We start from the raw sequence: 21,685 nt of genomic DNA, 5'->3' as shown, positions 1-21,685 counted from the left end.
GTGTCTGTTTTATTGTTATTGTATTAAAGAAAAATCTATTTGTCTTTTTGAAAGGTCTACTTTTTTGACTTTTACCTGTACTTCATCACCCAGCTGGTAGGTTTTTTTCTTGCGCTGTCCGATGATGCAGTAATTCTTTTCGTCAAGTACATAGAAATCGTCTGATAAATCCCTCAGGCGAATCATACCTTCGCACTTGTTCTCTACCAGTTCGACATACATTCCCCATTCCGTAACTCCTGAAATAATCCCGAGAAAAGTATTGCCAATATTTTCTTCCAGATATTCCGCCTGTTTGTATTTGATGGATGCACGTTCCGCATCTGCAGCACGTTTTTCCATAGAAGAAGAATGAGATGCTGCTACCTCATACTCTTCTGCGTTGGCCGACTTTTCATTGTTCAGATAGGAGGCAAGGAGACGGTGTACCATCACATCAGGGTAACGGCGGATAGGCGAGGTAAAGTGGGTATAATGGTCAAATGCCAATCCATAATGGCTGGTCTTTTTAGTGGTATAAACGGCTTTTGCCATAGAACGGATGGCCAGTTGCGTGAGCACATTCTGTTCTTTCTTGCCTTCAACATCTTCCATCAGATAATTAAGCGATTTTGCGATGTCTTTATCAGATTTCATGTTGATCTTATATCCGAAGCGAGCGGCAAACAGGGCGAAATTACCCAGGTTTTCCAGATTTGGAGAGTCGTGTGAACGGTAGATAAATGTATATTTCTGTTTGCCTTTTCCTTTCTTGGCGATAAACTCTGCAACCTTTTTATTGGCCAGCAGCATGTAATCTTCAATCAGTTTATGGGCATCTTTACGTTCTTTTACGAAAACACCAATAGGTTTTCCCGTCTCATCAAGCTTGAATTTTACTTCTGTACTTTCAAAACTGATCGCTCCATTTTTAAATTTACGGTCTCTCAGGATGTAAGCAAGCTCATTCAGTTTAAGGATCTCTTCCGCGTGATCGCCTTCTTTTGTTTCGATAACCTCCTGGGCTTCTTCATAACTGAAACGTCTGTTAGAATGGATGACCGTTCTTCCAAACCACTCGGTAATGATATTTGCTTTATCATCCAGTTCGAAAACTGCAGCAAAGCAAAGTTTGTCTTCATGCGGACGAAGAGAGCATACGCCATTACTTAAACGCTCAGGAAGCATTGGAATTACCCGGTCTACCAGGTAGACTGAGGTTGCCCTTCCATAAGCTTCTTTATCCAGGGGAGAGTTGGGTTTCACATAGTGAGAAACATCAGCGATGTGCACACCTATTTCATAATTGCCGTTTTCCAGCTTTTTAAAGGAAATGGCATCATCAAAATCTTTTGCATCAGCAGGGTCAATGGTAAAGGTCACCGTATTCCTGAAATCCTTACGGCCGGCAATTTCTGCTTCCGTTACCTGTTCAGGAATCGCATTGGCTTCTTTTTCTACTTCTGGTGGGAAGCTGAGCGGAAATCCATATTGCGCAAGGATGGCATTCATTTCGGTATTATTTTCCCCCTGCTCACCAAGGATCGTAATGATTTTACCGATCGGGTTTTTAGCCCCATCCGGCCAGTCGGTAATGCTGACCTGTACTTTTTGTCCGTTTTTAGCACCGTTAAGGTCGCTCAAAGGAACAAAGATGTCCTGCATCATTTTGCGGTCGTCAATGTTGACAAAAGCGAAACGGTCGGAAATCTTGATGACCCCGATAAAGTCGGTCTTCGCGCGTTCAATAATCTCCACGACTTCACCTTCATTTTTACGTCCGCTTTTCTTAGCGTAGATGTAAACTTTTACCTTATCACCATGCAGGGCATTGTGCAGCTTTCTGGAAGAAACAAAAACGTCTTTCTCGAACTCATCGTCGGGAATGATGAATGCTGAACCATCAGCAGTCATGTCTACTTTACCTGTAAGGTAAACCTTCAGGTCTTTTAAGCGGAACTTTCCTCTTTCAGGCTCTGCAAATACTCCTTTACGTGTCTGTTGTTTTAATATGTCCAGGATGGTTTCTTTTGAAGCGGCATCCGTAATGTTTAATTTTGCAGAGACTTGTTTGTAATTTAAAGCCTCTTTATTGCTTTTCTCCAGAACATCGCTAATTAATTGTATTAAAACGAGTTCTAAATGAGATGATTTATTTTTTGCCATAGTATAGATATGAATCTTTCGAAGGTAACAATTTGAACTGAAAAACTGACTGAAACCCTAGTTAAATGTGTTTAAGAGGGATTTGAAATGACAGTTGGACTGTGGAATTCGGGAAATAAGAGGAAAAGAATGATTTGATGGGTAAAGCGTAGAATCGATTACTTTAAAAAGGTTTAATTAAACACCATCTCAACCAGGGAATGGGATTTTGATTCTTGTTTAATATTAGCATATTTATGGCATATCTCTAAAATCTTTTTAATAAAATCCGGAACTATTATAAAATGAAGACGACTCAATTCATGATCAGAAAAGCAAGCCCTGAAGACACAGATCAGATTTTTGAACTCTATAAAACGGTAAGTAAGGAAATCGGTGGTCTTGCCCGGATAGAGAAAGAAATTACCAAAAGTTACATCGAAAACTTTAGCCATAAATCATTTGAAAACGGATTACAGTTTGTGGTTACTGATTCATCAGATGAACAGGAAATTATAGCTGAAATTCATTGCTATCAACTGGAGCCAGGTGTCTTTAAACATATCTTATCTGAGTTGACGGTTGCTGTACATCCTGACTACCAGGGGAAGGGCTTAGGGAAAAAGCTTTTTCAAACTTTGCTGGACGATATTCAATTAAACAGACCAGATATTTTAAGGGTTGAGCTCATTGCCAGGGAATCAAATTCAAAAGCGATTCAGTTATATCAAAACCTTGGCTTTAAAATAGAAGGAAGGTTTGAAAACAGGATCAGTAATGGCAACAACTCATTTGAAGCGGATATTCCAATGGCCTGGTTTCCTTCGAAAACACGTTAGCTTCTATATGGTATGTTTCGTGAAATCCATGAATTAAACTGTTTCGGCAATTTTTTATACTTTTATGGGTGACCGGATTTGAATACCATGATCTATAAAACGGTTAGGCACCTTTATGAAGAATGAAAAATTCACATTCATTAAAACTGACAAAAAGCTAATCAAGTTATATTTTGACGATGTGACAGTCATAAAAGGCTTAGGGAATTATGTGGAAATTTCAACGGTAAGCGAAAAGAAATACGTGTATTACAAGTCACTCAAAGATCTGATAGCCAATTTGCCAAATGAATTCATGAGGGTTCATAATTCTTACATTGTGAATTTGACTAATGTCGATCTGTTTGAGGACAATCATATTGTTTTAAAAGACGTAAAAATTGCGATTGGAAAAAGTTATAAGGAATGCTTATTGTCTACTTTTAATAAGTTTTTACTATAACATAAATAAGAAAAACAGATAACCAAATAAGAACATAGTATATCAGCATAAAAAAATTTAAGGCACATTTAATTATGGTTTAGTTTGCTCGGAATCGAAAGACTAAAACACTATAAAATGAAATTACTTTTTTACATCATGCTCCTGTTTCCCCTTGCGGGATCTGCACAAATCTTTATTTCAGGTAAAGTCTCAGACCGGAATAAAATGCCAATTCCTTTTGTAAATGTAGTTGTTAAGCATGATTCATCTCTTGTTGCCCAGACAATAACAGATACTTCGGGAAATTATAGATTGAAAATTAACAAGACTGGTTACTATGATCTTTTTTTTCAGGACCTCAATTTTATAAGGAAAAAGGTGTCATTCTCCATATCTAAAGACACGATTGCAGATCTGGAACTTGAAGAGACTGCGCACAAATTAAGCGAAGTCGTGATTAGTTCAAGGAAAAATCTCATTGCAAGAAAACCTGATAAATATGTGATAGATGTCGCCAACAGTATAACGGCAATGGGAGCTGATGCTTTTTCCCTGATCGGAAAAACACCGGGTATAAAGACCTCTTCGAAGCAAATCAGTTTAATGGGTAAGAGCGATGTAATTGTGACTGTAGATGATAAAATATTGCAGTTAACCGGGGAGGATTTAGTAAGTTTTCTGAAAACGATTTCTTCCAGTGACATCGCTAAAATTGAAGTGGTAACCAGCCCCTCAGCAAAGTATGATGCGCAGGGGAGCAGTGGCGTATTGAATATCGTTACGAAAATAAACAGCAAAGAAGGCTATAGTGCAACGGTTAATCTGAGTTATAGACAACACCAGTATGCAACTTTTAATGAGCAGGCCAGCTTAGCTTTCAATAAAGGGAAATGGCAGCTCAATGTGGGGCTGGCTTATGCTGCGGGGACAGATCTGGAAAAAAACGGGATTGATACCTATTATACGAATCAAACCTGGCATCTCCAGGGAGCGGGGATCGATAAGAACCGCAACTTCAATTCAGGCCTGGATATTCAATATCGTCTTTCTGATCAAACGCAGCTGAGTTTTACATTTTCAAATACAAACATAAAGTCTGCTAAAAAGACGGATTCTAAGACCCATATTTTTGGGCTTAATAACCAGCTGGACTCCATAAGTAATAGCATTGCTGCGCTAAATAGGAAAAGCAGCCAATCGTCGGTTGGTTTTCAATTTAAACATAGCTTTAATTCCGATGGGAAATCGCTAACCATGGCGACAGACTGGTTAGACAGAGGGGAAAATAGAAGTCAGAATCTGTGGAGTCAAAATTACCTTAGCCCGGTTGTACTTCAGCCGCTTAGCCAGTCTGGAATCAGAAGCAAGAACAGAACAGATTTAGCTGTTTTAACCGTTAATGCGGAGTTCAAAGTGCCTTTTGACGGATACGAGCTGTCTGTTGGAGGGAAGGCCACTTTCATCGATTTGAGGAATAATTCGCAAATATTTGAAGGCCTAAATGATGAGAATGTTTTTAATGCCTCGCAATCACCGGTTTCCACGTATAAAGAGAATAGACAGGCGGTATTTTCAGATCTTAAAAAGACATTTGACAAATGGAAATTTCAATTGGGGTTAAGAATGGAATATACACAGATCAATGGGCTGTCGGCAACCATTCACAAAACTTCTTTCCGGAAAGATGATTTGCAGTTCTTTCCTTCTTTGAGTATAGGATATAACCTGAATGAAAGTAATAGTTTCGATCTGACTTATGGAAAACGAATAAACAGGCCTGGTTTTAAGCTGTTGAACCCATTCCGGGCGTATGTTAATGCCTATGATTATTGGGAAGGTAACCCCTTCCTGAGGCCATCGGTGACCAATAACCTGAATATTTCTCATAGTTTTCATCAGACCTTCATTACTGCTTTTTCTTATTCGAATATCAAAGATAATTTTGAACAGATCGCCGTTTTTCAGCCGGGTAATGTTGTTGCTCACCAGGCCTTAAATTATATGAATGCTCACCTGTATCAGCTAATGTTAACCAAATCAATCCGCGCAGTCGGATGGTTGGAAACCAATCTGCAACTGCAGGGCTTTTATAAAGAATACCTGACTAAAATTAGTTCAATATCAGACACTAAGCTTAAAGGATGGTATTTTATGATGAATAACCAGATGCAGTTAAATGGAGCAAAAACGGTCTCAGCAGAACTGAGTTTCTGGTATCAATCGTCAAATATCGAGTTAGAAGCATTTTATGGCAAACAATATAATCTGGATCTGGGCCTGAAGTTTTTATTACTTCAAAAGAGTCTTAATGTGGGCCTGACTATTTCGGATGTCTTAAAGTCTAATTCTGAGCGTTTTTCTACCCGGGTAAATCATATTAATCAAGATTTTTACAACTATTGGGAACCTAGGTTTTTTAGGCTGTCATTACAATACAAGTTGGGCAGCAGAAAAATCAAATATGACAAACCGAGCCATCCGAATTCAGAAGAGGATAGAAGGTAAATCATGGAAGCCGGTATTTACCTCCCCATTCACTCAATTGCTTAAAAATAGGTCCGAATGCCAATGCCATCTCCGTAAGTTCATATTCTACTCTTGGAGGAACTTCAGCATAAACTGTGCGTTTAACTAGTCCGTCCTGTTCCATTGCCCGGAGTTGTAGGCTGAGCATACGCTCTGTCATATAGGGGAACTCTTTCTTTAGCTCCCCGAATCTCATTTTTCCCGATTCCAGTTTGCTGATGATCAATATTTTCCATCTGCCATTGATTTTGTTGACAGCATAGGTAAGATCACATTCAATGATGTGTTCTTCATTACGGGTATAGGTTGAGTTTTTTTTTCGGGCTGCCATTACTTACAAGTTTGTTCGTACCGCACAATTGGCTGTAACACAGGTAAAATTAGATGCTTCGGACTACTTTTACAAAGGAATTTCTGAAAAACATTTTTTTAACCGGATCGTCCGGGAGACGGTCGCCTTAATTATAAAAACTATGGATCTCTATTTAAATGGTAAAACAGCAGTAGTGACTGGCGCGAGTCAGGGATTTGGACGGGCAATCACGAAAGAATTGGCTACGGAGGGGGTAAAAGTTTTTGCCACAGCCAGAAACGAAGATCTACTGGACAGTCTGAAAGCCGAAATCAGGAAAGCTGGTGGCATAGAGCCCGTTACCTTCATTCAGGATTTTGTTGCTGCTGATGCACCAGAAAAGATTGCGGCCGCTGCATTGTCCAGTCTTGGGCAGGTTGATATTCTGGTTAATAATGCAGGGCGCAGCCGGCCATTAGATGTAATTGGGTCAGAGGAAGAATGGGCTGCATCGATGACGCTGGATTTTGATCGCCACAGGCAACTGACCCAGCAACTTTTACCTCAGTTTATGGAACGCAAACAAGGCTCCATCCTGAACATTACCAGTACGTATGAATTAAAAATGATCAATGCTTCTGCTGTTGCCAAAGCAGCAATTGTGGTGTGGTCCAAACAGTTGTCCGGGCAATTGGGAAGATATGGCATCAGGGTCAACTCGCTGCAGCCGGGTTTGATAGACACGGAAAATATTCGCCGTTTCTTTACAGCAGAACAACGTAAAGAACACGCTGAGCGGGAAATTCCGCTTGGGGATTTTGGCGAAGCTCAGGACATCGCCAATATGGCTGCTTTCCTGGTATCACCAAGAGCGAAATACATTACTGGTACGGTGGCCGTTGTGGACGGGGGGGGACGTCATTACGCCTTTTGATCGTTTAGACCAGAGAAGGTTTTTTCTGCTGAATAAAATCACACTATGAATTTGTACCTTTGTTTTTACCGGAGAATTGAACCCTTTTTAATTAAAACTCCAGTTAAAAATGATAGAAGACAAAGAGAGACAAACAGGTAAGGAGCTCCTGATGATTCTGGTAAAAGCGCTCATATGCTTAGTATTGATCTATTTTTACATCAGTAATCCGGAAATTTATAAAGAATATCCTACACTGGATAAAATTGCAGATACTTCCATTCTCTTTTTAGGACCAAGTCTGATCATATCTGTGATCCGGTTAATTGTTATTTATTGGTATGTTAAAAAGCACAAGCTAAAAAAGAACATCAAGGACAACTTTATTCTTGGAATCAATAGGGTGGTTTCTATTTTGAATACGGTCTTTTTCGCAATTGCATTCACTTCTTTTTTCGATGTCAATCCGAAGGACCTGATTTTTAGCGTTTCCATTGTTGCTGCAGCCCTGGCGGTTACCTTTAAAGATTATATTGCCAATATGATCAACGGCTTGATCATTATGTTTTCCGACCGGCTTTCTCTGGGCGACCACATTCGCTTAGGGGAGCATGAAGGAAAGATTCTGGACATTACCCTGATCAATATGATTCTTCAGAATGAAGATAGTGATATGGTGATTATTCCAAATTCCGTAGCTTTCAGTTCTGTCATTATTAACCAGTCCAAACAGAATACAAAGAAGCTGAGCATTGAATTTGATATGCCTTTAAAAAATGGATATACTCCTGCTTTTCTCGAAGAATACCTGAACAAGGCCATTGCCAATAATACGGAAAATGTAATGGAGGGTGGCCTGTCAGTAAAGACGATAGCCATCAACAAGGATGCAGCCATATTTAAAGTCATGGTGCTGCTGAAACATTATGACAAAGTCAAAGAAAGGGTGGTCAGACGTTTGCTCAATACTGCTTTATTACGTCTTGCTGCAGGGCAGGATGAACTGGAAATTCATTAGCGATTGCTGCCGGGAATTGCGGCAATCAGTTTCTTAGTGTACTCCGCTTTGGGATGGTTGTAAATGTCTTCCGGAAAACCTGCTTCTTCAATTTTTCCTTTATTCATCACGATCATACGATCGGAAATGTGTTTTACCACAGAAAGGTCGTGCGAAATAAAAATATAAGTCAATCCGAAATCCTGCTGCAACTGGCGCAATAGGTTCAACACTTGTGCCTGAACTGACACATCCAGCGCAGAAACAGATTCATCACAGATGATGAATTTAGGTTGGAGTGCCAATGCTCTCGCAATCACAATCCGCTGACGTTGTCCGCCGGAAAACTCATGTGGATACCTGTTGAAATACTCCGCTTTCAAATCTACACGTTCCAACAATTCCAGCACATGGGCTTTACGTTGCTGGTCGTTCACAAACAGCCCATGAACCTGTAAAGGTTCCATCAATGCGTTACCTACTGTTAGTCGCGGATTTAAAGAAGAATAGGGGTCCTGAAAAATAATCTGCACTTCTCTTCTCATTTTTCTTAAGGCGGTCTTATTCAAAGACAGCATATCTGTTCCTTCAAACAGCAGGGTTCCGGAACTGGGCTCTACAAGTCTGAGGATACTTCTGCCGAGTGTGGTTTTACCACAGCCGGATTCGCCAACCAGTCCAAGCGTTTCACCTGGAAAGATCTCAAATGAAACATCATCTACGGCCTTTACAAATTCTGTAGGTTTACCGAATAACCCTTTTTTTACCGGATACCAGGTACATAGGTTTCTGACCTGAAGGATAGGTGTTTGAGCATATAAGTTTTTTCTCCTTTCTGCAATTTCCACAGCAGTATAGGCATTGCTTTCCAACAGGTGGGCCACCGCCATCTCTTTGTTTTCGTTTAGGAAATCTGCAACAACAGGAAGTTTTTTTAATAAATGTTTCGGATCGGGCCTGCAAGCCAGCAAACCTTTGGTATAAGGATGTTCCGGCAACTCAAATACGTATTTCGCAGGTCCTTGCTCCACAATATTCCCTTTGTACATCACTGCAACTTCATCTGCAATTTCGCGGATTACCGCAAGGTCATGAGAGATAAATATCATGGCCATCTGGCGCTCTTCCTTTAACCTCAGTAACAACTCCAGGATCGTTTTTTGAACCGTAACATCCAGGGCAGTCGTTGGCTCATCGGCAATTAACAACTCCGGATTACAGCTAAGTGCCATGGCAATCATTACCCTCTGCTTTTGTCCGCCGGAAAGCTGATGGGGATAGCTTTCAAAAATTTGCTCCGGACGAGGGAGTTGTACCTCTTTAAATAATTCGATAGTCTGTGCTCTGGCCTCGCTTTTATTACTATGCTGATGGAGTATAATGGCTTCCTGAACCTGATAACCACAGGTGAAGACAGGATTTAGAGAAGTCATAGGCTCCTGAAAGATCATGGCAATTTTATTGCCCCTGTATTTTCTGATCTCAGCTGCGGATAAGCCAAGCAGGTCGATCCTGTCAAATTCAATATCTCCGGTAATCCTGGTATTTTCCGGATCATGTAACCTCATAATAGAGAATGAAGTTACTGATTTTCCAGATCCTGATTCCCCGACAATGCCCAGAACTTTTCCTTTTTCTACCCGGAAACTAATATCGTTCACGGCTTTTAGACAGGATTTATCTTCTTTATTCAGGAACTGTATGTCGAGGTTTTTAACGTTTAGCATCTGACAACCAAGGTAGTGTTTTGATCTTAAAAAAATTGAAATCAAGATAGGCAATTTTATGGCCTGAATTCCGTGTTATTGTGTTATTTTTGCAAAATGGAAAGAGAAATTCTGGATACCAAGCGTAAAGCTTTGAAGATTAACTTAAACCCTAAGATTTACGGAACCTTTGCAGAGATCGGTGCAGGACAGGAAGTGGCCCGTAACTTTTTTACTGCTGGGGCTGCTTCAGGAACGGTTGCTAAAACCATGTCTGCTTATGACATGACGTTTAGTGATGCGATTTATGGAGTTGAAGAATCTGGCAGGTATGTTAGTCAGTCCAGGTTACTGAAAATGCTGAGCCATGAGTTTAGCTTACTGAATGAAAGGTTACACGGAGAGAAATATGATGACCGTACTTTCTTTGCTTTTGCAGATACCGTAACAACCTTAAATTATAACAAATCAAATGATCCTCACGGTTGGATTGGAATCCGTTTCCAGGCAGAGCCTGGAGGGGAGCCTAATGAAATCTTTTTCCACGTCAGGTTACTGGATACCGATGCTGCATTGCAACAGAATGTATTGGGGATTATTGGAGTAAACCTGGTTTATGCTGCCTTTTATTATAATCAGGATCCAAAAACAATGATTGAATCTCTGGCAGATAACCTTACTGTAGGTTCTGTGGAGATCGATTTAATCTCAGTCAACGGACCTGCATTTAAAAATATCAACAACATCCTTTTGAACCTTTACCTGATTGTAAAGGACTTCTCGGATGCCGCTATATTTGACTCTCTTGGTAAACCTTGTTTACCTAAAGATCTTTTGTATAAAAAGGACATCATGATTTTGCGGACGAAATACGCGCAGAAATCCAATCCCAACTTCAGCATGTTAAATAAAGCTGTAGACCAGTTTGTACACTCCGAAAGTGTCAGTAAAGAGAATTTAAGTGTATTGATTGAAGTGTTGATGTCCAATGTGCTGAGTTCCGGAGAAGAAGAACCAGAAAGCTTCGACCTGGAAGCCGTGGCTAAACGTGCGGAAGACATGTGCAAAACTGGTAACCTTGTGATGGTATCTAACTTTACCAGACACAACAAACTGGCTAAATATTTAGACCGTTGCAAGCCGAAAAGTGTGGGGATTTCTACGAACATCAATAACCTTAAATTTGTGTTCAACTCCAATAACTTCGGAGAGAACTATTCCAGTCAGCTGTTGAGCTATGTGAGTGATATGTTCAGTAAGAATGTCCGCTTATTCGCCTATCCTTTTCTGGACAAAAAGACCAATACGGTAATTACCAGTGCAAATATGCCGGTGACGCCTGATGCCAAACCTTTGTTTGATTTCCTTATCCTGAACGGATATATTGCTGATATCAGGGATTATAGTGAGGGGGATGTGAAAACGGTTTAAGGCCGGTTTTACAGGTAGGCGTCTTTAATGACAACTGCCATGAGCCTTTCCGGATGGTCAATTTGTTTAAACCCAAATTGTGCATATAAGCCATGGGCATCCATGGTGGCCAGCATATACCTTCTTAATCCTTGTAAATCAGGATGGAAAAGCATCAGGGACATGAGCTTTTTAGAAAGTCCCTGTCCGCGGTAAATCTCAGATACATATACATCAGCAAGGTAGGCGAAGGTAGCTTTATCGGTGATCCATCTGGCAAATCCAATCTGCTCGGCATCCTTGTAAATTCCAAAACAGAGGGAATTATCGATAGATTTCTGAACGGTTTTCAAGGGAATATTCTGAGCCCAATAAGATTGGGTGCTCAGGTAATGGTGAACGGCAACCGCATCTATTTTTTGCTTGTCGTCTGAATAAATAAAACCACTGTCAATAATTTCCATGAGTATCGGTTTACCTCTAAAAATTACGTCACCTTATTTCTGGAATTGTCCGGAAATAAAGTGACGTAAAAAGATTAGTTACGCATATTTATAAATTGTAACGGTTGTCCAAAATCTTCGCCCTTGCAAAGTGCAATGACGCCTTGCAGGTCATCAATGCTTTTACTTTGTACACGAACCTGGTCATCCATCATTGAAGCCTGAACTTTTAGTCCACTGGCTTTTATTTTTGCAACAATTTTTTTAGCAGTTTCTTTGTCAATTCCTTCCTTAACAGAGATCTCTTTTCTGATCATATTTCCTGAAGCATATTGTTCTTTACCAAAGTCCAGGCTGTTAGAATCCAGACCTTGTTTTACCATTCTGGAAATAATAGCATCCTGAATGGCCTTTAAACGCATATCGTCTTCTGTTACGATAGTGATTAGGTTGGTCTTCTTATCATGGTCTATCGTACTTTTAGACGTATTGAAATCGTAACGGTTCAGGATTTCTTTTTTTGCATTGTTCATCGCGTTGTCAAAAGTTTGCGCGTCAACTTTACTTACAATATCAAAAGTGGGCATGATTATAGCTTTAGAATAAAAAATATATTAGATTTAAAGTAAAAATTAACCCATTGAGGGTTCTTCTCACAAATATAACATTAAACAAAGAATACGATCAACAATAAAACTTATAAATAAAAGAATATGAAAGGCAATAAATCAAGAGTGCAAAAGAAAGCTGATAAAAAGGCAGCCAAAAAACAATTGGAAAAGAGTCTTAGCGATAAGTTCTTTGAAGTAGTAAAACATTTAGGCCATGATGCCGAGAAAATAGGGGATGATATTGCCAAAGCCAGCAAGGTTGTTGCCGGTAAATTGTCTAAGAAATTCCTGGAAGTAAGGAAAGTAGTGAATGAAAAACTGGAAGAAGCAGCTGCGGCAAGTGACTCCGTGAAAAAGAAAGCTGCTAAAGCTGGTAAAAAAGCAGAAAAGAAAGCCAAGTCTGTAAAGAAAGAGGTGAAGAAGGAAGTTTCCAAAGACGTTAAAAATGCAAAGAAAGTAGTTAAGAAAGCGGTTGCAAAGGCTAAACCCGTAGTTCAAAGCGTCAAAGTTGCTGCAATTGCCAGCGAAGAAAAGGCTGCTGATGCTATTGCTAAAACTGCGACTAAGGTGGTAGCTAAAACAAAAACTGCTGCTAAAGCGGTCACTGAGGCTGCAGCTGATGCTAAAAAAGAAATTGTTACAGCCGTAAAAGCGCCTGCAAAAACAACAGCTAAGCCGGCTGCAAAGCCCACTGCCGCCAGGAAACCGGCTGCCCCTAAGGCTGCTGCAGCTAAACCAGTGGTCGCTAAATCTGTTGCCACCAAACCTGTTGCTGCACCAAAAGCAAGTGGGCCGAAAGCCACACCCGCCAAACCAGAGCCTGCTCCGGCAAAGCCTGAAGTTGCTGCGGAACCTGTAGCGCCTGTGAAGGATGCTGCAGAGAGCAAATAACGGGAGGTTAAGTTTTAATTCTATGGTTAAGTGATAATTAACAATTACTTAACAATAGAATTTGCAGTTTTGAGCATCCCTGTTTCTTACAGGGATTTTTTTATTTTATACATGACGAGAAAAAAGGCACCATTTCTAAATAGAGAGATCAGTTGGTTATATTTTAACGAACGGGTCCTGCAGGAAGCTGCAGATGAAACGGTTCCCCTGATTGAGCGGATCAAGTTCCTGTCTATATTTTCTTCTAACCTGGAAGAATTCTATAGGGTTAGGGTAGCCACAATGAGTCGTTTAGCCAATCTAAACGAAAAAGCAAAAGCTTTACTGGGTTTCAATCCCAAAAAGATCCTGAATGAAATAAAGAATATTGTGGTCAGACAGGAGCGTAAGTTCGAACAGTTATTCCAGGCCACGCTAATCAACGAACTGGCACAAAACAGGATCTTTATCCTGAATGAAACCCAGCTGAATGTGGCGAGGGGAGAGTTTGTAAGAAACCATTTCCGGGATAAAATACTTTCCAATCTGGTGCCCATTATGGTGGACCTGGAGAAGCCTTTTCCCGAACTTAAAGACCGTTATCTATATTTCTTTGTCAGGCTTTCTAAAAAATCGTCTAAAACGAATGCCAGGTATGCCCTGATCGAATTGCCTCCGGATCTTCCCAGATTTTTAGTGCTACCGGAAACTAACGGCCTTAAATTTATTATTCTTGCCGAAGACATTATCAAATACTGTCTGGACGATATATTTTATGTTTTTAACTATGATGAGCTGAGTGCCTATTCTATTCAGTTGACGCGTGATGCGGAACTGGACATCGATAAAAATGTAAGCGATAAGTTTATTGAGGAATTGAAGAGTAGCCTTGATAAACGTAAAAAAGGAAAGCCGATGCGCTTGCTATACGATACGGAAATGCCCTTTGAAATGCTTACCGTACTCGTGAACAAGATGAAAATTGAAGCCGAAAGCCTGATTCCGGGTAACCGTTACCACCGGTTTGGTGATTTTATTTCCTTCCCTAATGTGGGTGGTAAAGAGCTGGAATATGCGCAAAATCCGCCGATTAAGGTTTCTGGATTACACCGCACAGAAAGCATCTTTAATAAGCTGGCCGAACGCGATTACCTGATCAACCTGCCTTATCAATCCTACGATTATATCATTCTATTTTTAAGAGAGGCGGCCATTGATCCGAAAGTTACGGAGATCAATATCACCTTGTACCGGCTTGCAGAAAATTCCAGAGTAGTTAACGCTTTGATCAACGCGGCAAAAAATGGTAAAAAGGTAAACTGTCTAGTAGAACTGAAAGCCAGGTTTGATGAACAGGCCAATATCTTTTGGAGTACCAGGCTTAAGGAAGAAGGGGTAAATGTGAATTATGGACTGACTGATTATAAGGTGCATTCCAAAATTTGTCTGGTGAAGAGAATGGAAAAGGGCAGGGCGGTTTATTATGCGAACCTCGCTACGGGAAATTTCAACGAGAAAACAGCAAGAATCTATTGTGACCACAGTATTTTTACGGCGAAAAAGGAAATTACTCATGACCTGCTGAAGCTATTTACCGCATTGAATAAAAAAACGGTAGCGGATGGTTTCAAACACCTGATCGTCTCCCCCCTTGATTCCAGAACGAAGTTCTATGGCCTGATTGAACGGGAAATCAAAATTGCGAAACAGGGGAAACCGGCATATATGATCCTGAAAGTAAATAGTCTTGCCGATGAGGGAGTAGTAGAAAAATTATACGAAGCCAGCAATGCAGGAGTGAAGATTAAGATGATCGTTAGAGGAATCTGTACGCTGGTGCCCGGAGTTCCCGGTTTCAGCGAAAATATTACGGTAATCAGCATCATTGATAAATTTCTGGAACATGCGAGGGTTTTCATCTTTGGAAATGGCGGGAAAGAAGAAATGTTCCTTTCCTCAGCAGATCTGATGAGCAGAAATTTCGAACATCGGGTAGAAGTCGGCTTTCCGGTACTCGATAAGGAGGTTCGCCAGGAGATCCGAGACATCATCGAATTTCAGTTACAGGACAATGTTAAAGCACGGGATATTACCAAACTGAACAATAATAAATATCATAAAAACAGAATCAATACAAAAGTTAGGGCGCAGGTGCAGACCTACAATTACTTAAAAAATAAACATCAATAAAGCCAATGCTTAGATATGCTGCTATAGATATAGGGTCAAATGCCGTTAGGTTATTAATTGCTGATATCACGAAAAATGATGAAGGCTTTGGCTTCAAAAAAAACACTTTGATCCGGGTTCCTTTACGTTTGGGAGATGATGCCTTCCTGGATCACCGCATCTCGGAACGTAAAACTGAAGACCTGTTAAAAACAATGGCTGCTTTCAAAAACCTGATGGATGTATATCAGGTGTCTAAATATCTGGCCTGTGCTACTTCCGCCATGCGTGAAGCAGAAAATGGAACCGATATCATCAAAAAAGTAAAGAAATTAACTGATCTTGATCTGGAAATTATCGAAGGACAAAGAGAAGCCAATATCATTTATTCCAATCATATTGAAGAGAACCTGGATAACAAAAAAAGTTACCTGTATATTGATGTAGGTGGAGGAAGTACGGAGCTTTCTGTATTTGTAAACCGCATTCCGATTGCCTCTAAATCTTTTGACATCGGAACGATCAGAATCCTGGACAACCAGGACAGGGAAGAGACCTGGGAGGAAATGAAATTGTGGGTGAAGGAAAATACGAAAACACTAAAAAATCTTGCAGCCATAGGTACGGGTGGAAACATCAACAAACTTTACCGGATGTCTGATGAAAAAGAAGGAATGCCAATGTCATTCTTAAAATTGAAAGGTCTATATAACAATCTGAATGCACATTCTTTAAAGGAAAGGATTAATGTCTTTGGTCTGAATCCGGATCGTGCAGACGTAATTATTCCAGCTTGTGAAATTTATATCACATTGTTGAAATGGACAGGCATCAAACAAATCTATGTGCCTAAAGTAGGTATGGCTGATGGAATCATCAACCTTTTGATTGAAGAGAATCTGGTTCAATCGAACTACAAATAAGCCAGGGCAAGGTATCGGCCATGGTGACTAACTGTGGCCGGTGCTGTATTCCGGTAACTGCGCTCAGCGGGGTCGTAACTACTGATCTCAATTCTTACCGGTGGTATGGGAAAGCTTTCACTGGCAATGGTATGGATAAAGTCAGTACAGACTGAGCTTTGCGTAAAATACCGGTGCCGCTGACAAATAACAATACCTGACGCAAGCTGACCATGGATATTAAGTTCGCTGCAAAGCAGTTTTGCCGGAGCAAAAACATGCCAGTTTTTTCTTCTGGAATGAACCTTATACGCGGCTTCTTTCATGCTCCATAACAGCCAGACCAGCTGACAAGGATTGGCCGACTGCCGGATCATCTCCTGCTCATCAGCTGAGAAAACTTTTGAAAGATATCCTTTTCTCTGCCAGTTGCTGTCTGTATCTGCCTGCAGCAGGTCAACGATGTCGTTACCGATCACTTCTCTTTCAGTTTACTTTCTATAATTTCTATAGCAGCGCTGATATTGAGCATACGTTCCATAGAAAGATTGTCTATTTCAATGTCGAACTCTTCTTCGACATCCAGTACTACATCCACCAGATTGGCAGAATTGATTTTCAGGTCTTTTGTGAAATCGGTGGTTTCGCTGAGGTATTCTAAAGCATCCTTGTCATGACTATAGCTGGCAACAATGGTTTTTAATTTTGAGAGTAATAATTGTCTATCCATGTTTTCTTTTGAAATAGTAGTCGATCCCCCTGTTACTCCTATCAAACAGATCAGGGAGTAATAAGTTTTTTTAAAATGATACAGGCATTTACATCTCCAAATCCAAAGCTTGCTTTGGCTATAATATTGATGTCTTTAGCTACCATCTTCCGGGGTATTTTATCAGCATCTATGCAGGCAGAGATATCCGGATGTATGTCCTCACAGTTCAGGTTTGCTGCTATAAATCCATGATGTAACTGTAACACCGCGGCCACAGATTCGATACTTCCCGCTGCACCTAAACAATGTCCAACCATAGATTTTAAAGAATTGATATAGGGAAAATCCTGACCTGATCTTTGCAGGGCCATACTCCAGTTCATGATTTCGATGGGATCTTTTGAAGTCGCGGTGAGGTGTCCGTTGATGAGATCGATGTCGGCCGCCTGGATGCCGGCCTGATGAACTGCAGCAGTGATGCAACGTTGAACGGCGATTGTATTTGGTGCAGTCATCGTGCCATTACCGCGTTGCCCGCCGGAATTGATATTTCCTCCAAGAACCTCTGCATAGATTCTCGCTCCTCTGGACAGGGCGCTTTCCAATGACTCCAGCACCAGGGCCCCGGCGCCGCTTCCCGGAACAAAACCGCTGGCACTGGCACTCATGGGTCTTGATCCTTGTTCCGGAGAATCATTGTGCTTGAATGTGCATACCCGCATGGCATCGAATCCAGCCCAGATATAGGGCCCGCTATCGCTGGTACTACCGGTAAGCATTCGGACTGCCTGTCCTGATTTGATGCGCTCATAAGCCATTAAAATGCTTTCTGTGCCTGTTGTACAAGCCGAAGAGTTTGTGCTGACCTGATTGCCCAGTCCAAGCTTCCCGCCAATATAGGCACTGATGCCACTCGCCATGGTTTGCATGACAATGGTACTCCCCAGTTTACGGGCCTGCAAGTCGTCTATTTTATAAATTGCTTCTCTGAATTTATCAACTCCGGAGCTGCCGGCTCCAAAAATGGTCCCACTGTCCCAGTCCGGTTCTTCTGTGGCTTCTGTACTTAATCCCGCGTCCCTCCAGGCATCCATGGCAGCAATTACACCATATAAAATCCCGGAGCTGTTAAAGTTTTTTAGTTCCAGCTCCGAGAAATAGCGGGCAATCCGTTCTTCAGAGAGAAATGGTTTTCCTGCAATCTGACAGGAAAACTGGAGTTCTTTCAATTGCGGATCATGGGCGATTCCGGAACGACCCAGGCGCATCGCCTCCAGGAATGAGCCGAGTTCAGGCCCATTTGGGGCAACTATACCCAAACCCGTTATGACTACCCTGTTAAGCATTCATTTTATTGGTTACCATTCCTGCAATCGTTCCTTTACAAACGACCTCGCCTGCTTCATTTGTCATTTGTACGGTACAGTTTAATTTTTTAAAACGGAAGTATACCTTTTCTGCGGTTACAGTTACTTTCTCTCCCGGGAAAACGGGCTTCATGAAATCGATGGCGGTCGAAGTCAGCATCACATGTCCGGGAACACCACCAACAGCTGTTGCTGTTAAGTAGATACCCAGGCAAACCAAACCAATCTGAGCCATTGTTTCCGTTAAGATCACACCTGGAGTTACCGGCTGGTCCTTGAAATGACCTTTATAAAAATCAAGATCTTTAGAAAAGGTATAAGATCCTTTCACACTGTTTTCATCAATGTGCTGCAACTCATCAACAAATAAAAATGGCTTGGTATAAGGTAAGTGGCTAAGTAATTCTGCTGTATTCATGTCTTTTTCTATAATTAATCTGCTAATTTACCACTTTAATAATATTCTCTGAGCAGAAAAACCCGGTCCGAAACTCAGCATCAGACCAAGTTCTCCTTTCTTAGGACGGGTATCCATAAACCGGGCCAGTACATAGAGTACGGTGACACTTGACATATTTCCATATTGCCGGAGTACTTCTTTAGTCTCATTGATATTTTTCCCTGACTGACTAAACAATTCTTCGACGATCTGAATGATTTTCTTTCCGCCGGGATGAAAGATCAGATGATCTATCTCTGCAATGCTTAACCCTTGTTTCGCCAGAAAAGGATGGATGATCTGAGAGAAATGTAAAGCAATCTGTTCCGGAACCTCCACATCCAGTACCATTGTTAATCCCGTATTCTGCAGGCGAAAACCCATTAACTGAGTCGCATCGTAGAAATGGTACATCTCGTCTGCTATCATTTCGGGCCCTTCATCCCGAGGATCGGAAGACATCAGCACGCAGGCGGCACCATCCCCAAAAATAGCAGCGCTCACGATATTGGCCATGGAAAAATCATTCAGCTGGAATGTGGCAGTTGGCGATTCTACCGCAATTACTGCTGCACGTTTTCCGGGATTTGCCTGTAGAAAATTCCTGGCATAAATCATTCCTGAGATTCCGGCAGCACAACCCATTTCGGTAACCGGTAAGCGTACAATATCCTGTCGTAGTTTTAAGTTATTGATGAGGTAAGCATCCATAGATGGGATCATCACTCCTGTACAGCTCACCGTAATGATATAATCTAAATCTGCCGCACTCCAGTCGGCTTTTTCCAAAGCCAGCTTTAGACAATCCGTTCCAAGCCGGATGCTCTCTCTGATGTAAATATCATTTCTTTCTTCAAAGGAGATCTTACTGAAAACTTCTTCCGGCGACATGATCGAGTATCTTTTGTCGACCATCGCATTTTCGAAGATCTTTTTTACCTTTCTGATAAACCGGTCCTCTTGCCCGGACAGCCATCCGTCCAAAAAGGGAATGATCTCTTCTGTAGTCCTGGAATAGGCAGGCAATGCCCTGGCAATCGTTTTAATTTTTACACTCATATTGAAGGGATAATCCATAGGTAGCGGAATGCCCATTTCCATCGGATGGTGGTATTTTTTAAATTTAATTGTTTGGAGTATTGCTGCAGGTCAGCTTTCTTAAATCCTCTCAAAATGGAGACCAGTCCATCTTGTTTCGACATCTTATTGAGCCGGAAAACAAAACATAACGCGGTAAACAGGTAGTAGGGAATGGCGCTGCGCTGTAGATCATTAATTACAATACCCAGCCTTGATTTTTCTTTAAAACTGCTGATAAGCTTTAAGATCTCTTCATCTTTAAAGTGGTGGAGGGTGAGGGTGCAGAGAATGAGATCGTAATTATTTTCCGAATGGATCTCCTCAAATATATCGGCACATTGAAAATGAATATTTTCATAATTTTCAGACAATTGCCGGGCATAACCAATGGTAAAGGAATTTGCATCTATGCCAGTGAGATGGAATTTGAATTGTTTTTTAATCGCAAAATCTGCCAATGTCCTCAACATATCTCCATTGCCACAGCCGACGTCAAGAATTCTGATTTCCTCTCTCTCTTTGCCGCTCCTAAGCAAAGCATTCACTCCCTGAATACTGATTTTATTTCCTCCTAAAAGCCGGTTGATTCCTGCAATTTTGTCGAGGGCATCTCTCAATATTTCCCCCTCCATGGAAAAATTATCCATGATTTCTGTTGCTTCACTTCTTCGGGAGGTATTTATCATCATTTATTCATTATAGGTTTTCCATGGGTTTGTTTAATCAGTAGTGGTAATAAGGATGGAAACCTCATTAAGATACGTAAGAATCGGGAAGAGAGTTGCTTCTTCCTCAGGATCCCGGCAATTATTTTTCCGGTGATGAGCCTTCTGTTAAAGTGTTTGTTCCATAAATTCTGGTAATGTATTTCCAGTTCCTGACGACTTGAAATTGTTCCGTCTAAATAGGAGATAATGGACTCTACACAAATCTTAGCGCTAAGTACAGCCATTGCCATTCCATTTCCACAGAGCGGGTGGATCAATCCGGCGGTATCTCCAATCATGAGTATGTGTTGATCTACAGCCTTTTTTCGTTCAAAGGAAATCTGTCCGATCACCATCGATTGGTCGAAAATCATTGTTGAATTTTCGAAGATTTTCCTTAGGTGCTCATTTTTGTAAAGCACCTGCATTCTGTGTTCTGGAATGCTTTTGTAGGATTTGAAGGAGGCATAATTTACCAGATAACAGATGTTGATCCGGTTGTCTTCAATTTTGGAAACACCACAATATCCACCCTCAAAAGTATGGAGGGCGACGAGCCCATCGGGAAAAGAACCTTCATAGTGCCCCTTTATGGCAAGCCATGGCGACTTCTTTTGAATGAAGCTCCTGGATAACCTCTGATCCAGCGCATCTCTTTTACCATAGGCCCCGATTACAATTCTGGCTGGAATCACCTGCTTGTTCGAAAGGCTTACCTGAAATTCATCTTCCTTGAAAGTAATGTCGGAGACCGTTTCATGGATGAAGACACAACCATTTAGTGCTGCATATTTGTAGAGAAAGGCATCAAGGGTATATCTGCTGATTCCAAAGCCGCCCAGGGGAAGGCTTGCTTTTACATGGTCGCCTTTAATGGTAGAGATCTGGAAATTTTGAATCCGGTTGGGCTGAAGGTCCTGAATGTCTATACCCAGCCATTCGAAGTAGGGAAGAACCTCATTCGAGATATATTCGCCACATACTTTATGATGAGGGTAAGTGTTTTTTTCAATAAGTGTTACTGGAAATCCTGATTTTAAGAGATGGATTGCTGCGGTTAATCCCGCCAGTCCACCTCCTGTAATGAGTATATCAATCTTAGGTTCCATACAGGGACAGGTAAGCTGATAACTATAACAAGGTAATTGCTGAAT

Annotated in this window: 21 protein-coding genes; 9 read left to right on the top strand and 12 right to left on the bottom strand. The window is 41.1% G+C overall.

The window, feature by feature from the left end; genetic code table 11:
• Positions 1-15 precede the first annotated feature (15 nt).
• The gene (gene rnr / locus BFS30_RS00645) at positions 16-2,145 is read right to left on the bottom strand and encodes a ribonuclease R (RefSeq protein ID WP_069377506.1); all 2,130 of its coding nucleotides are present in this window, start codon (positions 2,143-2,145) and stop codon (positions 16-18) included.
• Between the two features lie 284 nt (positions 2,146-2,429).
• Here rnr and BFS30_RS00640 point away from each other — a divergent pair, with 284 nt between their 5' ends.
• The 3 genes from BFS30_RS00640 to BFS30_RS00630 all read left to right on the top strand — a co-directional run bounded on the left by BFS30_RS00640 (position 2,430) and on the right by BFS30_RS00630 (position 5,892).
• Positions 2,430-2,963 (top strand): GNAT family N-acetyltransferase, encoded by a 534-nt coding sequence (locus BFS30_RS00640; RefSeq protein ID WP_069377505.1) that lies wholly within the window; start codon positions 2,430-2,432, stop codon positions 2,961-2,963.
• A 115-nt stretch (positions 2,964-3,078) separates the two neighbouring features.
• The gene (locus BFS30_RS00635) at positions 3,079-3,405 is read left to right on the top strand and encodes a LytR/AlgR family response regulator transcription factor (protein ID WP_069377504.1); all 327 of its coding nucleotides are present in this window, start codon (positions 3,079-3,081) and stop codon (positions 3,403-3,405) included.
• Between the two features lie 117 nt (positions 3,406-3,522).
• A complete protein-coding gene (locus tag BFS30_RS00630) occupies positions 3,523-5,892 on the top strand; it encodes a TonB-dependent receptor domain-containing protein (RefSeq protein ID WP_069377503.1) in 2,370 nt (789 codons plus the stop codon).
• 1 nt (position 5,893) lies between these two features.
• On the opposite strand, the gene BFS30_RS00625 is transcribed toward BFS30_RS00630, so the two are convergent.
• Positions 5,894-6,244 carry a winged helix-turn-helix transcriptional regulator gene (locus BFS30_RS00625; protein ID WP_069377502.1) on the bottom strand — a complete coding sequence of 117 codons (351 nt, stop codon included), beginning with the start codon at positions 6,242-6,244 and terminating at the stop codon, positions 5,894-5,896.
• 142 nt (positions 6,245-6,386) lie between these two features.
• Between BFS30_RS00625 and BFS30_RS00620 the strand changes: the two genes are divergently transcribed.
• Both BFS30_RS00620 and BFS30_RS00615 read left to right on the top strand, forming a co-directional pair.
• Positions 6,387-7,139, top strand: a complete 753-nt coding sequence (locus BFS30_RS00620) for an SDR family NAD(P)-dependent oxidoreductase (RefSeq protein WP_069382213.1) — start codon at positions 6,387-6,389, stop codon at positions 7,137-7,139.
• Between the two features lie 109 nt (positions 7,140-7,248).
• Positions 7,249-8,136, top strand: a complete 888-nt coding sequence (locus tag BFS30_RS00615; RefSeq protein WP_069377501.1) for a mechanosensitive ion channel family protein — start codon at positions 7,249-7,251, stop codon at positions 8,134-8,136.
• Here BFS30_RS00615 and BFS30_RS00610 read toward each other — a convergent pair.
• A complete protein-coding gene (locus BFS30_RS00610; RefSeq protein WP_335645349.1) occupies positions 8,133-9,887 on the bottom strand; it encodes an ABC transporter ATP-binding protein in 1,755 nt (584 codons plus the stop codon). The two genes, BFS30_RS00615 and BFS30_RS00610, sit on opposite strands and share 4 nt — an antisense overlap.
• Positions 9,888-9,938: 51 nt before the next feature.
• On the opposite strand from BFS30_RS00610, the gene BFS30_RS00605 reads away from it, so the two are divergent.
• Positions 9,939-11,252, top strand: a complete 1,314-nt coding sequence (locus BFS30_RS00605; protein WP_069377499.1) for a nicotinamide mononucleotide adenylyltransferase — start codon at positions 9,939-9,941, stop codon at positions 11,250-11,252.
• Positions 11,253-11,260: 8 nt separating this feature from the next.
• On the opposite strand, the gene BFS30_RS00600 is transcribed toward BFS30_RS00605, so the two are convergent.
• Positions 11,261-11,695: a GNAT family N-acetyltransferase gene (locus BFS30_RS00600; RefSeq protein WP_069377498.1), complete on the bottom strand. Its 435-nt coding sequence runs from the start codon at positions 11,693-11,695 to the stop codon at positions 11,261-11,263.
• Positions 11,696-11,769: 74 nt separating this feature from the next.
• A complete protein-coding gene (locus tag BFS30_RS00595) occupies positions 11,770-12,261 on the bottom strand; it encodes a YajQ family cyclic di-GMP-binding protein (RefSeq protein ID WP_069377497.1) in 492 nt (163 codons plus the stop codon).
• A 126-nt stretch (positions 12,262-12,387) separates the two neighbouring features.
• Between BFS30_RS00595 and BFS30_RS00590 the strand changes: the two genes are divergently transcribed.
• From BFS30_RS00590 to BFS30_RS00580, 3 genes are all read left to right on the top strand, one after another.
• Entirely contained in the window at positions 12,388-13,176 is a 789-nt protein-coding gene (locus BFS30_RS00590) for a hypothetical protein (RefSeq protein WP_069377496.1), read from the top strand.
• Positions 13,177-13,287: 111 nt separating this feature from the next.
• Entirely contained in the window at positions 13,288-15,345 is a 2,058-nt protein-coding gene (gene ppk1 / locus BFS30_RS00585) for a polyphosphate kinase 1 (protein WP_069382212.1), read from the top strand.
• 5 nt (positions 15,346-15,350) lie between these two features.
• Positions 15,351-16,247, top strand: coding sequence for an exopolyphosphatase (locus BFS30_RS00580; RefSeq protein ID WP_069377495.1), 897 nt, complete (start codon positions 15,351-15,353; stop codon positions 16,245-16,247).
• On the opposite strand, the gene BFS30_RS00575 is transcribed toward BFS30_RS00580, so the two are convergent.
• The 7 genes from BFS30_RS00575 to BFS30_RS00545 are packed head-to-tail and all read right to left on the bottom strand — an operon-like array spanning position 16,238 to position 21,640.
• Positions 16,238-16,705, bottom strand: a complete 468-nt coding sequence (locus tag BFS30_RS00575; protein ID WP_069377494.1) for a 4'-phosphopantetheinyl transferase family protein — start codon at positions 16,703-16,705, stop codon at positions 16,238-16,240. The genes BFS30_RS00580 and BFS30_RS00575 overlap by 10 nt on opposite strands.
• Complete coding sequence (locus BFS30_RS00570; RefSeq protein ID WP_069377493.1) at positions 16,702-16,956, bottom strand: phosphopantetheine-binding protein; 255 nt, start codon at positions 16,954-16,956, stop codon at positions 16,702-16,704. The genes BFS30_RS00575 and BFS30_RS00570 overlap by 4 nt, the downstream gene beginning before the upstream one ends.
• A gap of 50 nt (positions 16,957-17,006) precedes the next feature.
• A complete protein-coding gene (locus BFS30_RS00565) occupies positions 17,007-18,284 on the bottom strand; it encodes a beta-ketoacyl-[acyl-carrier-protein] synthase family protein (protein WP_069377492.1) in 1,278 nt (425 codons plus the stop codon).
• Positions 18,277-18,723: a 3-hydroxyacyl-ACP dehydratase FabZ family protein gene (locus BFS30_RS00560; protein WP_069377491.1), complete on the bottom strand. Its 447-nt coding sequence runs from the start codon at positions 18,721-18,723 to the stop codon at positions 18,277-18,279. Before BFS30_RS00560 ends, BFS30_RS00565 begins: the two co-directional genes overlap by 8 nt.
• Before the next feature lie 27 nt (positions 18,724-18,750).
• Positions 18,751-19,803 carry a type III polyketide synthase gene (locus BFS30_RS00555; protein WP_069377490.1) on the bottom strand — a complete coding sequence of 351 codons (1,053 nt, stop codon included), beginning with the start codon at positions 19,801-19,803 and terminating at the stop codon, positions 18,751-18,753.
• Positions 19,800-20,513, bottom strand: coding sequence for a methyltransferase domain-containing protein (locus tag BFS30_RS00550; protein WP_069377489.1), 714 nt, complete (start codon positions 20,511-20,513; stop codon positions 19,800-19,802). The genes BFS30_RS00555 and BFS30_RS00550 overlap by 4 nt, the downstream gene beginning before the upstream one ends.
• Entirely contained in the window at positions 20,510-21,640 is a 1,131-nt protein-coding gene (locus BFS30_RS00545; protein ID WP_069377488.1) for an NAD(P)/FAD-dependent oxidoreductase, read from the bottom strand. The genes BFS30_RS00550 and BFS30_RS00545 overlap by 4 nt, the downstream gene beginning before the upstream one ends.
• Between the last annotated feature and the right edge of the window lie 45 nt (positions 21,641-21,685).

It is taken from the genome of Pedobacter steynii (assembly GCF_001721645.1).
Taxonomy (GTDB): Bacteria; Bacteroidota; Bacteroidia; order Sphingobacteriales; family Sphingobacteriaceae; genus Pedobacter; species Pedobacter steynii_A.
Note: the sequence above shows the minus strand (reverse complement) of the source record. Positions and strands in the feature narration are given on the sequence as shown.

What these genes read in the sequence shown, in the direction of transcription:
- BFS30_RS00615 (WP_069377501.1), top strand. Translation starts at nt 7,249, where the DNA reads ATGATAGAAGACAAAGAGAGACAAACAGGTAAGGAGCTCCTGATGATT.
- BFS30_RS00545 (WP_069377488.1), bottom strand. Translation starts at nt 21,640, where the DNA reads ATGGAACCTAAGATTGATATACTCATTACAGGAGGTGGACTGGCGGGA.
- BFS30_RS00565 (WP_069377492.1), bottom strand. Translation starts at nt 18,284, where the DNA reads ATGCTTAACAGGGTAGTCATAACGGGTTTGGGTATAGTTGCCCCAAAT.
- BFS30_RS00580 (WP_069377495.1), top strand. Translation starts at nt 15,351, where the DNA reads ATGCTTAGATATGCTGCTATAGATATAGGGTCAAATGCCGTTAGGTTA.
- BFS30_RS00605 (WP_069377499.1), top strand. Translation starts at nt 9,939, where the DNA reads ATGGAAAGAGAAATTCTGGATACCAAGCGTAAAGCTTTGAAGATTAAC.
- BFS30_RS00550 (WP_069377489.1), bottom strand. Translation starts at nt 20,513, where the DNA reads ATGATGATAAATACCTCCCGAAGAAGTGAAGCAACAGAAATCATGGAT.
- BFS30_RS00560 (WP_069377491.1), bottom strand. Translation starts at nt 18,723, where the DNA reads ATGAATACAGCAGAATTACTTAGCCACTTACCTTATACCAAGCCATTT.
- BFS30_RS00620 (WP_069382213.1), top strand. Translation starts at nt 6,387, where the DNA reads ATGGATCTCTATTTAAATGGTAAAACAGCAGTAGTGACTGGCGCGAGT.
- BFS30_RS00630 (WP_069377503.1), top strand. Translation starts at nt 3,523, where the DNA reads ATGAAATTACTTTTTTACATCATGCTCCTGTTTCCCCTTGCGGGATCT.
- BFS30_RS00595 (WP_069377497.1), bottom strand. Translation starts at nt 12,261, where the DNA reads ATGCCCACTTTTGATATTGTAAGTAAAGTTGACGCGCAAACTTTTGAC.
- BFS30_RS00625 (WP_069377502.1), bottom strand. Translation starts at nt 6,244, where the DNA reads ATGGCAGCCCGAAAAAAAAACTCAACCTATACCCGTAATGAAGAACAC.
- rnr (WP_069377506.1), bottom strand. Translation starts at nt 2,145, where the DNA reads ATGGCAAAAAATAAATCATCTCATTTAGAACTCGTTTTAATACAATTA.
- BFS30_RS00570 (WP_069377493.1), bottom strand. Translation starts at nt 16,956, where the DNA reads ATGGATAGACAATTATTACTCTCAAAATTAAAAACCATTGTTGCCAGC.
- BFS30_RS00600 (WP_069377498.1), bottom strand. Translation starts at nt 11,695, where the DNA reads ATGGAAATTATTGACAGTGGTTTTATTTATTCAGACGACAAGCAAAAA.
- BFS30_RS00640 (WP_069377505.1), top strand. Translation starts at nt 2,430, where the DNA reads ATGAAGACGACTCAATTCATGATCAGAAAAGCAAGCCCTGAAGACACA.
- BFS30_RS00555 (WP_069377490.1), bottom strand. Translation starts at nt 19,803, where the DNA reads ATGAGTGTAAAAATTAAAACGATTGCCAGGGCATTGCCTGCCTATTCC.
- BFS30_RS00590 (WP_069377496.1), top strand. Translation starts at nt 12,388, where the DNA reads ATGAAAGGCAATAAATCAAGAGTGCAAAAGAAAGCTGATAAAAAGGCA.
- ppk1 (WP_069382212.1), top strand. Translation starts at nt 13,288, where the DNA reads ATGACGAGAAAAAAGGCACCATTTCTAAATAGAGAGATCAGTTGGTTA.
- BFS30_RS00635 (WP_069377504.1), top strand. Translation starts at nt 3,079, where the DNA reads ATGAAGAATGAAAAATTCACATTCATTAAAACTGACAAAAAGCTAATC.